11 protein-coding genes are annotated in these 14,337 nt (G+C 74.8%); 6 read left to right on the top strand and 5 right to left on the bottom strand.

Annotated elements, in window-relative coordinates:
• Positions 1-260 precede the first annotated feature (260 nt).
• The 3 genes from E4P39_RS22425 to E4P39_RS17855 all read left to right on the top strand — a co-directional run bounded on the left by E4P39_RS22425 (position 261) and on the right by E4P39_RS17855 (position 3,613).
• Entirely contained in the window at positions 261-860 is a 600-nt protein-coding gene (locus tag E4P39_RS22425; protein WP_167761934.1) for a TetR family transcriptional regulator, read from the top strand.
• A 110-nt stretch (positions 861-970) separates the two neighbouring features.
• Entirely contained in the window at positions 971-2,650 is a 1,680-nt protein-coding gene (locus E4P39_RS17860; protein WP_135137930.1) for an MDR family MFS transporter, read from the top strand.
• A 150-nt stretch (positions 2,651-2,800) separates the two neighbouring features.
• Positions 2,801-3,613, top strand: a complete 813-nt coding sequence (locus E4P39_RS17855) for a DUF427 domain-containing protein (protein WP_209306595.1) — start codon at positions 2,801-2,803, stop codon at positions 3,611-3,613.
• A gap of 60 nt (positions 3,614-3,673) precedes the next feature.
• Here E4P39_RS17855 and E4P39_RS17850 read toward each other — a convergent pair whose 3' ends face one another.
• A complete protein-coding gene (locus E4P39_RS17850; protein ID WP_135137929.1) occupies positions 3,674-5,125 on the bottom strand; it encodes an FGGY-family carbohydrate kinase in 1,452 nt (483 codons plus the stop codon).
• Complete coding sequence (gene xylA, locus E4P39_RS17845) at positions 5,126-6,316, bottom strand: xylose isomerase (protein WP_135137928.1); 1,191 nt, start codon at positions 6,314-6,316, stop codon at positions 5,126-5,128.
• 74 nt (positions 6,317-6,390) lie between these two features.
• Here xylA and E4P39_RS17840 point away from each other — a divergent pair, with 74 nt between their 5' ends.
• The gene (locus tag E4P39_RS17840) at positions 6,391-7,584 is read left to right on the top strand and encodes an ROK family protein (RefSeq protein WP_245159927.1); all 1,194 of its coding nucleotides are present in this window, start codon (positions 6,391-6,393) and stop codon (positions 7,582-7,584) included.
• A gap of 74 nt (positions 7,585-7,658) precedes the next feature.
• Here the strand turns inward: E4P39_RS17840 and E4P39_RS17835 are convergent, their stop codons facing one another.
• Positions 7,659-8,687: an alcohol dehydrogenase catalytic domain-containing protein gene (locus E4P39_RS17835; RefSeq protein ID WP_135137927.1), complete on the bottom strand. Its 1,029-nt coding sequence runs from the start codon at positions 8,685-8,687 to the stop codon at positions 7,659-7,661.
• Positions 8,688-8,696: 9 nt separating this feature from the next.
• Between E4P39_RS17835 and E4P39_RS17830 the strand changes: the two genes are divergently transcribed.
• On the top strand, positions 8,697-10,415 hold the full coding sequence (locus E4P39_RS17830; RefSeq protein ID WP_209306594.1) for an IlvD/Edd family dehydratase: 1,719 nt from the start codon (positions 8,697-8,699) through the stop codon (positions 10,413-10,415).
• Between the two features lie 7 nt (positions 10,416-10,422).
• Here the strand turns inward: E4P39_RS17830 and E4P39_RS17825 are convergent, their stop codons facing one another.
• Positions 10,423-11,184, bottom strand: coding sequence for a dihydrodipicolinate synthase family protein (locus E4P39_RS17825; protein WP_167761932.1), 762 nt, complete (start codon positions 11,182-11,184; stop codon positions 10,423-10,425).
• 327 nt (positions 11,185-11,511) lie between these two features.
• Here E4P39_RS17825 and E4P39_RS17820 point away from each other — a divergent pair, with 327 nt between their 5' ends.
• Entirely contained in the window at positions 11,512-12,789 is a 1,278-nt protein-coding gene (locus E4P39_RS17820) for a multidrug effflux MFS transporter (protein WP_245159926.1), read from the top strand.
• Positions 12,790-12,822: 33 nt separating this feature from the next.
• On the opposite strand, the gene E4P39_RS17815 is transcribed toward E4P39_RS17820, so the two are convergent.
• Positions 12,823-14,328, bottom strand: coding sequence for a rhamnulokinase family protein (locus E4P39_RS17815; protein WP_135137924.1), 1,506 nt, complete (start codon positions 14,326-14,328; stop codon positions 12,823-12,825).
• Positions 14,329-14,337: the final 9 nt, after the last annotated feature.

The raw sequence follows: 14,337 nt of genomic DNA, 5'->3' as shown, positions 1-14,337 counted from the left end.
GGTCCCGGCGCGGGGGTTTCACGGCCACGCCGGGACCGGTCGAGCGGCGCTGTGCCCGGGTATGCCGCGCTGAAAACCGATCCAGCGGCGATCGCTGCAGAAAATTCGACGCGCGCGACGCGGCCTGCGTTTCGCCAGCTCGGGCCGCCACGGGACCCGCGCACTGCGTCCCGCCGGGGGCCCGTAGACGTGAGCGACACGACACTCCGTGCAGAGTCTGCAAACTTGCACTGCATGCAAAGAATGGCGACCATGGTTCCGTGACGTCCGGACTCCGCGAGCGCAAGAAGCAGGCCACCCGGCTGGCGCTCCACGAGGCGGCCCTCCGGCTGGTCGCCGAGCGCGGGCTGGACGGCGTGTCCATCGACGACATCGCCGAGCGGGCCCACGTCTCGCCGCGCACCTTCTTCAACTACTTCCCGTCGAAGGACGACGCGGTGCTCGGGCTCGATCCCGGCGCGCCGCAGCACCTCGCCGGGCTCTTCACCGGGCGGCCGGCGGAGGAGTCGGCGGTCGAGGCGGTGCGCGCCGTCCACCGGAAGATGGCGGCGGAGATGGCCGAGGACCGCGAGCTGTGGCCCCTGCGCCTGACCGTGATCGACGCCCACCCGGCGCTGATCGGGCGACTGGTCGCGGGTTTCGGCGAGTCGGAGCGAGTGCTGGCCGTCGCGATCGCGGAACGGACCGGAACGCGGGTCGGTATCGACGTCTACCCGAGCCTGCTGGCCTCGGTGCAGGCCTGCGTGATGCGTACCGCCCTGCACCGCTGGCTCGCCACCGACTTCACCGCCTCACTGACCGACCTCGTCGACGAGGCGTGGGACGTGGTGACCGCCGGTCTGCCCGCGCCGCCGCGCTGACCACCTGACCGTCGCGGACGGCGTCGTCCGCAGCCCCTGAACCAGCGAGCGGCCCCGGCCGCTCGATCGGCGCCGCGCCCGCGGCGCCGTCCTTGTCCCGAGGAGTGCAGTTGCTCGCCCCCACCACGGAGTCCGCCGCGCCCGGCGCGACCCCGATCGTCCTCACCCGGCGCCGGATCAACACGATCTTCGGCGCCCTCCTGGCCGGCATGCTCATGGCGGCCCTGGACCAGACCATCGTCTCGACGGCGATGCCCACCATCGTCGGCGACCTCGGCGGTGTCTCCCACATGGCGTGGATGACCACCGCCTACCTGCTGGCCACCACGCTGGTCATGCCCATCTACGGCAAGTTCGGCGACCTCTGGGGCCGGCGGACGCTGTTCCTGGTGGCGATCGGCCTGTTCACCGTCGCGAGCATCGGTGCCGCGCTGGCACCGGACTTCGCCTGGCTCGTCGTCTGGCGCGGGGTCCAGGGCCTCGGCGGCGGCGGACTGATGATCCTGTCCCAGGCGATCATCGCCGACATCGTCCCCGCCCGTGAGCGCGCCAGGTACATGGGCCCGATCGGCGCCCTGTTCGGCCTCTCGGCCGTGGCCGGGCCGCTCGTCGGCGGGTTCTTCACCGACCACCCCGCCCTCGGCTGGGAGTGGGCCTTCTGGATCAACGTGCCGGTCGGCCTCGTGGTGCTCGCCATCGGCTGGTTCGCGCTGACCCTGCCGCGCAAGCGCAGCACGACGCCGGTGGACTACGCCGGGATCCTCGCGCTCTCGGCAACCACCACCTCGCTGATCCTGTTCACCGACTTCGGCGGCCGGGACGGCTGGGGCTCCTGGCAGGCGCTGCTCCTGCTGGCCACGTTCGCCGCCTCGGCGGCCGCCTTCGTCGCGGTGGAGCTGCGGGCGGCCGAGCCGATCATCCCGATGTCGCTCTTCCGCAACCGGACCTTCGTCGTCGCCACGGCACTCGGCATGGCCGTCGGCCTGGGCATGTTCTCGGCGATCGCGTTCATGCCGACGTTCCTCCAGATGAGCTCGGGGCTGTCGGCCGCGAACTCGGGCCTGCTGATGCTGCCGATGACCGCGGGCATCATCGTCACGATCCAGGGTTCGGCGTCGTTCATCGCGAAGACCGGCCGCTACAAGATCTTCACCGTCGCCGGCGTCCTGGTGATCATGGCCGCGATGATCTGGCTGACCACGCTCTCCGGCGACACCTCGCTCTGGACGATCGGGACGATGTTCTTCGCCCTCGGCGCGGGGCTCGGGCTGATCATGCAGAACGTCGTGCTCGCGGCGCAGAACGCCGTGCCCGCCGGCCAGATCGGCACCGCCACCTCGACGAACAACTACTTCCGCGAGGTCGGCGCGACGCTCGGCGTGGCGATCTTCGGCACGCTGTTCACCAGCCGCCTGGCCGACAACCTCGGCTCGGCGCTGGCGGGGAACGCCGAGCAGGCGGTCCAGGCGGGCATCACCTCGCCGGACACGCTCGTCCCCGCCGCGGTCCAGGTCGCCGGCGCGGAGTTGAAGGCGGCGATCGTCGACGCCTACGCGAACAGCCTCGCCCCGGTGTTCTGGTACCTGGTGCCGATCCTCGGCGTCGCGTTCCTGCTGTCGCTGATCCTCAAGGAGATCCCGCTGTCGGAGTTCGCGGGCATGGTCGCCCGCGGCGAGGCGGTCAACTCCGACGAGGAGCCGGCGGCGCCGTCGGCGCCGGTCACCGTCGAGAAGGTGGTTCTCCTCGAGGACCGGGACGACGACGCGCGCGAGGCACCTGTCCACGCGTAGCCGCGCAGCTGTGCACCGCCGGGGCCCGGGATCACCTCGATCCCGGGCCTCGGCGGTTCAGCCCTCACCGCCGCTGCCAGCCGAGGCGGGGGCCCGACGAGACCCACAGACCCTTGCTCCGCGGCGGGCTGCGCGAGCACGCTGGTCCGGGTGAGCGCACCGAGCACGTCGCATCGGGGCATCGAGGTGGTCCTGGCCGATCGCCCCGGGATGCAACTGTGGTGGCCGTCGGTCGAACCCACCGCGCGCTGGATCCGCGTCCGCCTCGGCGGTGAGCTGGTGGCCGACTCCCGCCGGGCCGTCCTGCACCTCACGTACGGGCCCGGCGCCCTGCCGCGCAGCTTCCTGCCGACCTACTACGTGCCCGTCGAGGACGTCCGCCCCGGGGTGCTGGTCGACGGGCAGCTCGACGACTCCGGGACGACGACCTGGGCGGTGGCGGCGGGCGGCCGCCGGGTGGAGGGCGGCGCCTGGATGCACCGGTCGCCCCCTCCCCCGCTCGAGGCCCTGACCGGCATGGTCACGTTCTCGTGGCGGCGGCTCGACTGGTTCGAGGAGGACGAGCCGCTGATGGCCCACGCCCGCGACCCGCACACACGGGTCGACGTGGCACCCAGCTCCCGCCATGTCCGGGTAGAGCTGGACGGACACCTGCTCGCCGAGAGCACCCGCCCCACGCTGCTCTTCGAGACCACCCTGCCGGTGCGGTACTACCTCCCACGAGAGGACGTCGTTGCCGAGCTCTCGCCCACCTCCACCCACACGATCTGCCCCTACAAGGGCGTCGCATCGTGGTGGTCGGTCCGCGTCGGCGAGCGGGTCGTGGAGGACCTCGTGTGGAGCTACCCGACCCCGATCGCCGAGAACCCGCGCATCGCGGGGCTGATGTGCTTCTACAACGAGAAGGTCGACCTCGTCGTCGACGGCGAGCGCCAGGAGCGGCCGGTCACGCCCTGGTCGTGAGTCGCGTCGGGGGTCGAACCGGTGGGGCCCGGAATCACGTCGATTCCGGGCCCCACCGGTTCAATGCTTGCGCCGCGCGGTCAGGTCGCGGACCTCGGCGTAGCGCTCCCGCACGTGGGGGACCGGATCGGCCTCGTGGCGCACCGTGCCGGGCCGCGCCCATTCGGGAGCGGTCGGCCCGCCGGCCAGCACCCAGGCGGCCTGCCGGGCGGCGCCGTCGGCGACGTACTCCCCCGCCGGCGGCACGAGCACCGGCACACCGAGGACGGCGGGGGCGATCCGGCGCACGGCCTCCGACTGCGCCCCGCCGCCGACGAGGAACACCCGGCGCACCGGGGTCCCGCCCGACGCGATGGCGTCCAGGCCGTCGGCCAGACCGCAGAGCAGGCCCTCCACCGCGGCGCGGGCCAGGTGGGCCGGATCGGCCGTCGCCTGGGTCAGCCCGTGCACGGCGCCGGTGGCGTCCGGCCGGTCCGGCGTCCGCTCCCCCTCGAGGTAGGGCACGAGCACCAGGCCACCCGCGCCGGCCGGGGCCGAGAGAGCGAGCCGCGACAGCGTGGCGTGGTCGACGCCGAGCAGCCGGGCGGTCGCGTCGAGCACCTGAGCGGCATTGAGCATGGCGACCAGGGGCAGGAAGTTGCCGGTGGCGTCGGCGAACCCGGCGACCGTCCCGGACGGGTCGACCGCCGGCGACGTCGACACGATCGACGCCACCCCGGACGTGCCGATCGAGAGGACGACGTCCCCCGGCTCGGCCGCCAGCCCCAGCGCGGCGGCCGCGTTGTCACCGGTCCCGGGCCCCAGGGCCGCACCGCCGATCGCCGTGCCCGCCTGCTCGGCCGGGCCCAGCACGCGCGGGACGACGGCGGTGCGGCCGAGCGCCCGCTCGAGAAGGTCGAGCCGGTACTCCCCCGAGGCCGCCGACCAGTAGCCGGTGCCGCTGGCGTCCCCGCGGTCGGTGACGAGCGCGTCGAGGCTCCGCCGGCCACTCACCGACCCACCGCTGCGGCCCCCGGACAGCCGCCAGGTCAGCCAGTCGTGCGGCAGGCAGACGGCCGCCGTCCGGTCGGCGTTCGCGGGCTCGTGCTCGGCGAGCCAGCGCAGCTTGGTGACCGTGAACGAGGCGACCGGCACCAGCCCGACGGCGTCGGCCCACGCCTTCCGGCCGGCGTCGCCGCCGCCGAGCTCGGCGATCAGGTCGGTCGCGGCGCCGGCCGAGCGGGTGTCGTTCCAGAGCAGGGCCGGCCGCACGACCTCGCCGTCCCGATCCAGGCAGACCATGCCGTGCTGCTGCCCTCCGACGGCGATCCCGGCGACGTCGTCCAGTCCCCCGGCCTCGGTCAGCGCCCGCTGCAGCGCCGCCTCCCACGCGGCCGGGTCGACCTCGGTCCCCGGCGGATGCGGCGCCCGGCCCTCCCGGACGAGCCGGCCGGTCTCCGCCTTCCGGACCACCACCTTGCACGCCTGGGTCGAGGAGTCGACCCCCGCGACCAGCGTTCCGGAGCCGGCCATTCAGCGGGCGCCGAGCAGGTGCTCCACCGCCAGCTGGGCCACGCGCTCGACACCGGCGCCCCGCGCGGCCGCGGCGTCGACGTCGAAGTCCTCGAACGCCGACCGGTCGGCGAGCAGGTCCTCGTAGGACTCGCCGTCCGCCAGCGTCGGCGTGGCCAGCTCGGCCACGCGCGCGGCGGCGAGCGCGTCGGCCACCTCGGGGTCGGCCCGGAACGCGGCCGCCCGCTCCTTGAGCAGGAGGTACGTGCGCATGTTGGCCGCGGCCGAGGCCCAGACGCCGTCGATGTCCTCGGTCCGCAGCGGCTTGTAGTCGAAGTGACGCGGGCCGTCGTAGGCCGGTCCGCCCTGGCCGGCGCCGTTCTCCAGCAGGTCCACCGTCGCGAACGCGCTGAGCAGGTCGCCGTGCCCGAACACCAGGTCCTGGTCGAACTTCGGCCCGTGCTGCCCGTTCAGGTCGATGTGGAAGAGCTTGCCCTGCCAGATCGCCTGGGCGATGCCGTGGGTGAAGTTCAGCCCGGCCATCTGCTCGTGGCCGACCTCGGGGTTCACGCCCACCAGCTCGGCATGGTCCAGGGTCGAGATGAGCGCCAGGGCGTGCCCGATCGTCGGCAGGAAGATGTCGCCGCGCGGCTCGTTCGGCTTCGGCTCCAGGGCGAACCGCAGCCCGTAGCCGCGGTCCACGGAGTACTGGGCGAGCGTGTCCAGACCCTCGCGGTAGCGGTCGAGCGCGGCGCGCAGGTCCTTGGCCGTGTCCACCTCGGCGCCCTCGCGCCCGCCCCAGAGCACGTAGGTGCGGGCGCCCAGCTCGGCCGCCAGATCCATGTTCCGCATGACCTTCCGCAGCGCGTAGCGCCGCACGTCCCGGTCGTTGGCGGTGAGCGCCCCCTCCTTGAACACCGGGTGGGTGAAGAGGTTGGTCGTCGCCATCGGCACCACCAGGCCGGTCTCCTCCAGCGCCGCCCGGAACCGCTTGATGTGCTGCTCGCGGGCGGCGTCGTCGCTGCCATGGGGGATCAGGTCGTCGTCGTGGAACGTGACGCCGTAGGCGCCGAGCTCGGCGAGGCGGTGCACGCTCTCCACCGGGTCCAGCGCCGGGCGGGTGGCGTCCCCGAAGGGATCGCGGGCCGGCCAGCCGACGGTCCACAGACCGAAGGAGAACTTGTCGTCGCGGGTGGGCTGCGGGGTGCTCAAGGCGGACTCCTCCGGAGGTGCCACGGTTTTGTTTTGCCCTGGAACATAATCCACGTCACAGCTAGCCTCAAGGGGTGATCCGCGAGCAGACCGGCGCGCGGCAATCGTCCCTGCGGGCGACGAACCTCGCGCTGGTCCTGCGCACGGTCTGCGCCTCGCCGGATCCGCTGTCCCGGGCGGCCGTCGCCGGCGCGACGGGGATGACGCGGGCGACCGCGGCACGCCTGGTCGACGACCTCGTGGGCGGCGGCCTGCTCGACGAGGTCGAGCGCGTGGTCCTGGCCCGCCGGGGCCGGCCGGCCACTCCCCTCGTCCCGGGTGCGCGCTTCGCGGCCCTCGGCCTGCAGGTCGACGCGGGGCTCCTCGCCGCCCGGGTGCTCGACCTGCGCGGGCGGGTGGTCGCCGAGCAGGTGACGGACGGCGACTTCGTCGGCAGCGCCCCCGTGCCCACACTGGCCCGGCTGGGCGGTCTGGCGGCGGATCTGCTCGCCGGCCTCCCGCGCAACCTGCGGGTGGTCGGCACCGGCCTGGCGCTGCCCGGGATCGTCGACGTCGACGCGGGCGTCCTGCTGCGTGCGCCGAATCTCGGCTGGTCCGACGTACGCCCGGCGGACCTCCTCGCCCCGCACCTGCCGTCCGGGGCGAGCGTGGTCCTCGGCAACGAGGCCGACCTCGCCGCTCGGACCGTCGCCGAGACCGCACCCGGGCGCCCCGGTGCGCACCGCGACTTCCTGTATCTCTCCGGCCAGATCGGCGTCGGGGGCGCTGCCGTTCTCGCCGGCCGGGTCATGAGCGGCAGCTCCGGATGGGCCGGCGAGATGGGCCACGTGTGCGTCGACCCCGACGGACCGCCCTGCCGCTGCGGCTCGACCGGCTGCCTGGAGCAGTACGCCGGCCGGCACGCGCTGCTGTCCGCCGCCGGGCTGCCGCTCGACGCCGCACCCGGAGAGCTCGCCGCGCGGGTCGCCGCCGGGGATCCGGCCGCCGGGCGAGCGCTCGACACCGCCGCCCGTGCGCTCGGCGTCGCCCTCGCCGGGGTCATCAACGTCCTGGACATCCCGACCGTCGTGCTGGGCGGGCACCTCGGCGAGCTGGCCGGGCTGCTGCGGCCCGCCGTCCAGGACCACCTGGACCGGCGCGTCCTCTCGGCGGGCTGGCGGCGGCCGACCATCGCGGCAGCGGATACGCATCCGGCGGCCGGCGCCACCGGCGCGGCGCTGCGTGTGCTGGGCGACGTCGTGGCCGACCCCGCCCGCCGGCTGAGCTGATCGTCAGGTGTCCCCGCCGCGCCATCTGCGGCGGAGGACGATCGCCACGGCCGTGGTCGCCCGCCGCAGTCGCGTCAACGGATGCGCGGGTCGACGTGGACCTTCGGCCCGGGTCCGGCACCGTCGGGCCGCTCGCCGGCGAGCACGGCGGCGACCTGGTCGAGGCCGACCGTCGCGCAGACCAGTGGGCGCGGGTCGACGCCCCCGTCCGCGTAGGCGGCGATCGTGGCGGCCAGCCCCGGGGAGGCCGACAGGACGCCGACGGCCGTCACGTCCTTGAGCAGGAGCGTCCGGGTGTCCACCGTGCTCGGCGCGCCCGCGATGCCGATGCAGACGACCCGGCCCGCCGGCTCGACCAGGTCCAGGGCCAGCGCCGGCGACCCGGCGGCGGTCGAGGCGTCGACGACGGCGTCGAACGGCAGGTCCGGCAGGGTCCCCCGGGTCCAGGCGGCGGGGAAGCCCACGTCGCGGGCGAAGGCCAGCGAGGGTTCGGTGATGCCGAGCAGGTGCACCTCGGCTCCCGCTGCACGGAGGAACATCGCCGTCAGCAGGCCGATCGTCCCGGGTCCGATCACCAGCGCCCGGTCACCCGACCCGGCGCTCGTGGCCCCCGCGGCCCGCCACGCGTTGCCCCCCGGCTCGACGAGCGCCCCCAGCACCGCGTCGACGGGGTCGGGCAGCTCGTGCAGCGACCAGGCCGGGACAGCGATCTGCTCGGCCAGCGCCCCGTGCCGGCCACCTCGGATGCCGACCTCCTGGCGTCGCTCGCACACGTGCTGGGCCCCGCGACGGCACCGCCGACAGGCCCGGTCGCCCAGCATCGTGTCGCCCATGACCCGTCGGCCCAGCCAGTCGGCGTCGACGCCGTCGCCGAGCGCGGTGACCCGGCCGCACCACTCGTGGCCCGGCCGCAGCGGGTACGAGGAGTGCCCCGTCTGCAGGTAGGACAGCTCGCCGGTGAACAGCTCGACGTCGGTGCCGCACACGCCGACCCGCTCGACGTCCACGACCACCTCACCCGGGGCGGCTTCGGGGGCGGGCACGTCCGCCACCGCGCAGTCCCCCGGCCCGGAGAGCACGACCGCGCGCATGGTCCTCGACACAGCGCAAGGATGGCGGGCGTGACCCTGCGCAGCGCGGCCTGGTACTCGGGCGACGGCCGCAACACCTACATCCACCGGGCGTGGATGCGCCGCGGCATCCCGGACGACGCGTTCGGCCGACCGCAGATCGCCATCGCCAACACCGCCTCGGACCTCGTGCCGTGCAACCGGCACCTCACCGAGGTGGCGGCGGCCGTGCGCGACGGCGTCCACGCCGCGGGCGGCACCCCGCTGGAGATGCCGGTGCTCGGGCTGGGCGAGACGCAGGTCCGGCCCACGGCGATGCTCTGGCGCAACCTGGCCGCGATGGAGATGGAGGAGATGTTCCGCGCCAACCCGGTCGACGGGCTGGTGCTCCTCGGGGGGTGCGACAAGACGATCCCGGCGCTGCTCATGGCCGCCGCCTCGGTCGACCTGCCGGCGGTGGTCGTCCCGGGCGGACCGATGCTCACCGGCACGTTCCGCGGGGTGCCGCTGGGCTGCGGCACCGACGTCTTCCGACTCTCGGAGGAGGTCCGCGCCGGCACGCTGTCCGCCGAGGAGTTCGCGCGCTCCGAGTCGGCGATGATCCGCAGTCGCGGCCACTGCAACACGATGGGCACCGCCTCGACCATGGGGCTGGTCGCCGAGGCGCTGGGCGCCGTCGTCCCCGGGGTCGCGGGCACGCCGGCCGTGGACAGCCGCCTGCTGGAGGCTGCGCACGGCACCGGCAGGCTGGCCGTGGAGATGGTCGCCGCCGACCGCCGTCCGTCGACGTTCCTGACCGAGGCGTCCTTCGCCAACGCGATCGTCGCGCTGGCGGCCATCGGCGGCTCCACGAATGCCGTGATCCACCTGCTGGCGATCGCCGGCCGCCTGGGTATCGACCTGACCCTCGACGACTTCGACCGCATCGGCTCGGGGGTGCCGGTGCTGGTCGACCTGCTGCCGGCCGGCCGGTTCCTGATGGAGGACTTCCACCGCGCCGGCGGGCTGCCGGCCGTGCTGAACCAGGTCCGCGACCTGCTCGACCCGACGGCCCTCACCGTCACCGGCAAGCCGCTGGTGGACTCCCTCGACGAGGCCGCCATCTGGGACCCGGAGGTCATCCGGCTGCGCCGCGAACCTCTGGTCGAGCACGGCGGCATCGCCGTCCTGCGCGGCAACCTCGCCCCCGACGGCGCGGTGATCAAGCCGGCCGCGGCCTCACCGCACCTGATGCGGCACCGCGGCCGGGCGGTGGTCTTCGACTCCATCGAGGACTTCCACAGCCGCGTCAACGACCCGGCCCTCGACGTCGACGCCGACTCGGTGCTCGTCCTGCGCGGCTGTGGGCCCAGGGGCTACCCCGGCATGCCGGAGGTGTCCAACATGCCGCTGCCGAAGAAGCTGCTCGAGGCAGGCGTGCGCGACATGGTGCGCGTGTGCGACGGCCGGATGAGCGGGACCGCGTACGGCACCGTCGTCCTGCACGTCGCGCCGGAGGCCGCGGCCGGCGGGCCGCTGGGCCTGGTGCGGACCGGGGACGTCATCGCGCTGGACGTCGCCGCCCGCCGGATCGACGTCGAGGTCCCGGACGACGAGCTGGCCGCCCGCACGCCGGACGAGGCGGTCGTCGCCGGGTTCGCCGACCCGCGGCGCGGCTGGGAGCGGCTCTACGTCGACCACGTGCAACAGGCCGACACCGGTGCCGACCTGGACTTCCTCGTCGGCTCGAGCGGGTCGGAGGTCAGCCGCGAGTCGCACTGAGCGCCGGTCAGCGGCCCACGCGCGTGAGCACCGACGTGCCGAAGCGCTGCGCGGCCGCGCGCTTGTAGCCGGCCGGGAAGTCGGCGGACGCGGTGCGGTCCGCGGCGGCCAGCCGCACCTGGGCCTCGGCGTCGCCGGCGAAGGCCCCGACGGCGTCCTCGGGCGCGAGGTTGGCCACCGCCACCAGCGCGCCCGCGCCGCCGACCGCGCCGCACAGGCCGACCAGGCTCGTCGCGCCGGTGTAGAGGTCCCCGTCGAAGACATCGCGCTCGTGCAACAGCCGGCCGGCGTCGCCCGAGGAGTCCTTGAGCCCCGACACCGGCAGCTCGGCCAGCAGGTCGACGGGAATGCCGGGCGCGGCGGCACCCGGGAAGTGGTAGGCCAGCAGCGGCCCGCCGGCCGCCTTGGCGACCGTCTCGTAGTACGGCCGCGGATCGGCGACGCCGGGCGGCGAGAGCGCCAGGACGGCGTCGGCGCCGACGGCGAAGGCCCGCTCGGTCAGCTCGGCCGCCTGCCGCCCGGTGGGCGCGCCGGTGCCGGCGAGGACAGGCACGTCGGCCGGCAGCGCTGACCGCACCGCGCTCACCACGCTGTCCCGCTCGTCGGGGGTGAGGGCGGCCGCCTCCCCCGTCGTCCCGGCGACCAGGACGCAGCGCACGCCGAGGTCGACCAGCCGCCCCGCGAGTTCGGCGGTGGCGGGCGCGTCCAGCGCGCCGTCCTCCCGGAAGAGCGTGACCAGGGCGACGCCGACACCGCGGAAAAGTGGCATGCCGGCATCCTGCACCTCCGGTGCCGACCGGGGATCGGTTCCACTCGACGGCACCGACATGGGCCCGGGGCACGCCGCGGCCTACGCACAGTGCCCGGTGACCGTCGTCCGCTGAACCGCCGCGGGGACTGACCGTTCGCGCCTGACCCGGCTCCCACGGCGGGATGCGGGCCCGACGCGGCGGCAGTCCTGCCGGACGAGCGTCGCGGGCACGGCCGCGTCGTCGAGGAGTTTCCCGACGGCGGAATGAACGAGGGCCGGGGCGGATTGGCTCCGACGAGAGGGCCAACGGCGGTCGCTCGATCACCGCCCAGTCGAAGGACCCCCGTGACCCTCACTGCTTCCCCCCGTGCGACCACGCCGGCCCCGGTCCCGCACGCGCCCCGGCGCCCGTCCATGGCCCGCCTCGCGCTGACCCTCGGCGCGTTCGTGGCGCTGGGCCCGCTGACCATCGACATGTACCTCCCCGCCCTGCCGACCATCCGGGACGAGCTGGGGACGTCGTCGGCCACCGTGCAGCTGACGCTGACCGGCACCCTGGTCGGCCTGGCCCTGGGACAGCTCGTCATCGGCCCGCTGTCCGACGTCCTCGGCCGACGCCGGCCCCTCCTCGTGGGGACGGCGCTGCACGTCGTGGCCTCGGTGCTCGTGCTGGTGGCCCCGAGCATCGCCGTCCTCGGCGCGCTCCGCGTGCTGCAGGGCGTGGGCACCGCGGCGACCGCCGTGGTCGCGCTGGCCATCGTGCGCGACCTGTTCGAAGGCCGCGCGGCGGCGACCATGCTGTCGCGGCTGTTCCTGGTCATGGGGGTCGCGCCGGTGCTGGCGCCGACCATCGGTGGGGAGCTCCTGCGGTTCACGTCCTGGCGGGGCGTCTTCGCCGTCCTCGCCGTCTACGGCCTGCTCGTGCTCGCCCTCGGCGCGTTCGGCCTCCGCGAGACCCTGCCGCCGGAACGCCGTCGCCGCGGTGGGGTCGCGGAGACGATGCGGACCTACGGCGGGCTGTTCCGGGACCGCACCTACGTCGGGCTGATCCTCGTCGCCGGGCTCACGATGGCCGCCCTGTTCACCTACGTGTCCGGCTCGTCCTTCGTCTACCAGCGCCAGTTCGGGCTGGACGAGCAGCAGTTCGGTCTGCTGTTCGGCGCCGGCGCGGTCTGGCTGATCGCGGCCACCCAGCTGAACCCGGTCCTGCTCCGCCGATGGTCACCGGCACAGATCCTCGTCGGCGGGACGGTCGGGGGCGCGGCCGCGGGCGGCGTGCTGGTCCTCCTCGCCGCGGCGGAAGCGGGCGGCCTGTTCGGCGTCGCGCTGCCGCTGTGGGCGGTCCTCTTCGCCGCCGGCCTCGCGCTGCCGAACGCCCCGGCCCTCGCCCTGGCGCAGTACGGCGCATCGGCCGGGTCGGCGGCGGCGCTCCTGGGGGCGGTCCAGTTCGGCGTCGGTGCGGCGGTGTCACCGCTGGTCGGGCTGCTCGGCAACGACGCCCTGGCGATGGGCATGGTGATCGTCGCCATGCTGGTGCTCGCGGTCGCCGTCCTCACCGCGGTCGTGCGGCCGTGGCAGCTCCCCGAGCCGCAGGACGGTCCGGCCCCGGCCTTCGCCCACTGACCCGGTCCGCCCTGGGACGCTCGGGCAGCGCGATCACCAGCGCACCCGCTGCTCGGCGGCTTGCCAGGCGGGTTCGGCTCCCGGCATGGGCATGTGGAGACGGACGTCCTGCGTGCTCCGCAGCAGCGCCCGGAGCTCCCCCAGCCCACCGGAGAGGACCCCGCCGGCCCGCGCCTGCACCAGGACGTTGCCGAGCGCGGCCGCCTCGACCGGACCGGCGAGCACCGGCAGGCCGCAGGCGTCGGCCGTGAGCTGGCACAGCAGGGTGTTGCGCGCTCCCCCGCCGACCAGGTGCACGACCTCGACGTCCCGCCCGGACAGCTCGGCGGCGCGCCGGACCGTCCGCCGGTAGGCGAGCGCGAGGCTGTCGAGGATGCAGCGGACGGTCTCCGCCTGGCTCTGCGGCGGGGTCTGCCGCGTCTCGGCGCAGACGGCGGCGATGCGCGCCGGCATGTCGCCGGGCGGCAGGAAGCGAGGGTCGTCCGGGTCGACGAGGGCGGTGAACGCGGGCACGTTCGCGGCCGCGGCGATCAGCTCGGACAGGTCGGCGGGCAGTCCCGCCGCCGCCCACGTCCGCAGTGACTCCTGGAGCAGCCACAGCCCCATCACGTTGCGCAGGTAACGGACGGTGCCGTCGACGCCCAGCTCGTTGGTGAACCCCGCGCTCCGGCTCTCCTCGGTGAGCACCGGCTTCCCGAGCTCCACGCCGACCAGCGACCACGTCCCGCAGGAGATGTAGGCGAACCGGTCGGACGTGGCCGGGACACCGACGACGGCCGAGGCCGTGTCATGGGACCCGACCGCGGTCAGCGGCACCGGGCCGGTCAGCCCCGTCTCGGCCAGGACGTCGTCCCGCAGCTCACCCAGCCGCTCCCCCGGCTGCCGGAGCGGGGCGAACAGCCCGCGCGGCAGCTGCAGCCGGTCGATCAGCGGCCACGCCCACTCGCGCGTCGTGGCGTCGAGCAGCCCCGTCGTCGAGGCGTTGGTGACCTCGGCGCCGACCGCGCCCGTGAGCCAGTGGGCGAGGAGGTCGGGGACGAGCAGCGACGTGCGGGCCGCGTCCAGCTGGGCGCTGCCCCGCGCCGCGGCGAGCTGGAAGACGGTGTTGAACGGCAGGTGCTGCAGGCCGCTGATCCGGTACAGCTCCTCCGGCGGGACGGCGGCGTGCACGGCGGGCACCGCGGTCGCGTGCCGGGTGTCGCGGTAGTGGACCGGGTTGCCCAGCAGCGCGCCGTCGGCGTCCAGCAGCCCGTGGTCCACGGCCCAGCTGTCGATGCCGACGCCGTCCAGCCGGCCGAGATCCCGGCCCGCCGCCCGCAGCCCGTCGAGGATGCCGCCGTAGAGGGCGAGCACGTCCCAGTGCAGCGTGCCCGCCGTCCGCACCGGCCGGTTGGGGAACCGGTGCACCTCGTGCAGGTCCAGCCGCTGCGGTCCGACCCGGGCGGCCATGACCCGTCCGCTCGAGGCACCCAGATCGACCGCCGCGAACGTCCCCTCGCCGCTCACGCGCCCACCACGTGCGGCCACAAGCACGCTCATGGCCCTCAT

Origin of the sequence: Blastococcus sp. CT_GayMR19, from assembly GCF_004570385.1 — a bacterium.
Taxonomy (GTDB): Bacteria; Actinomycetota; Actinomycetes; order Mycobacteriales; family Geodermatophilaceae; genus Blastococcus_B.
The sequence above is the reverse complement of the archived record's forward strand: the minus strand, read 5'-3'. Positions and strand labels throughout refer to the sequence as shown.

What these genes read in the sequence shown, in the direction of transcription:
- E4P39_RS17850 (WP_135137929.1), bottom strand. Translation starts at nt 5,125, where the DNA reads ATGGCCGGCTCCGGAACGCTGGTCGCGGGGGTCGACTCCTCGACCCAG.
- E4P39_RS17830 (WP_209306594.1), top strand. Translation starts at nt 8,697, where the DNA reads ATGGCGGGCGTGACCCTGCGCAGCGCGGCCTGGTACTCGGGCGACGGC.
- E4P39_RS17825 (WP_167761932.1), bottom strand. Translation starts at nt 11,184, where the DNA reads ATGCCACTTTTCCGCGGTGTCGGCGTCGCCCTGGTCACGCTCTTCCGG.
- E4P39_RS17815 (WP_135137924.1), bottom strand. Translation starts at nt 14,328, where the DNA reads ATGAGCGTGCTTGTGGCCGCACGTGGTGGGCGCGTGAGCGGCGAGGGG.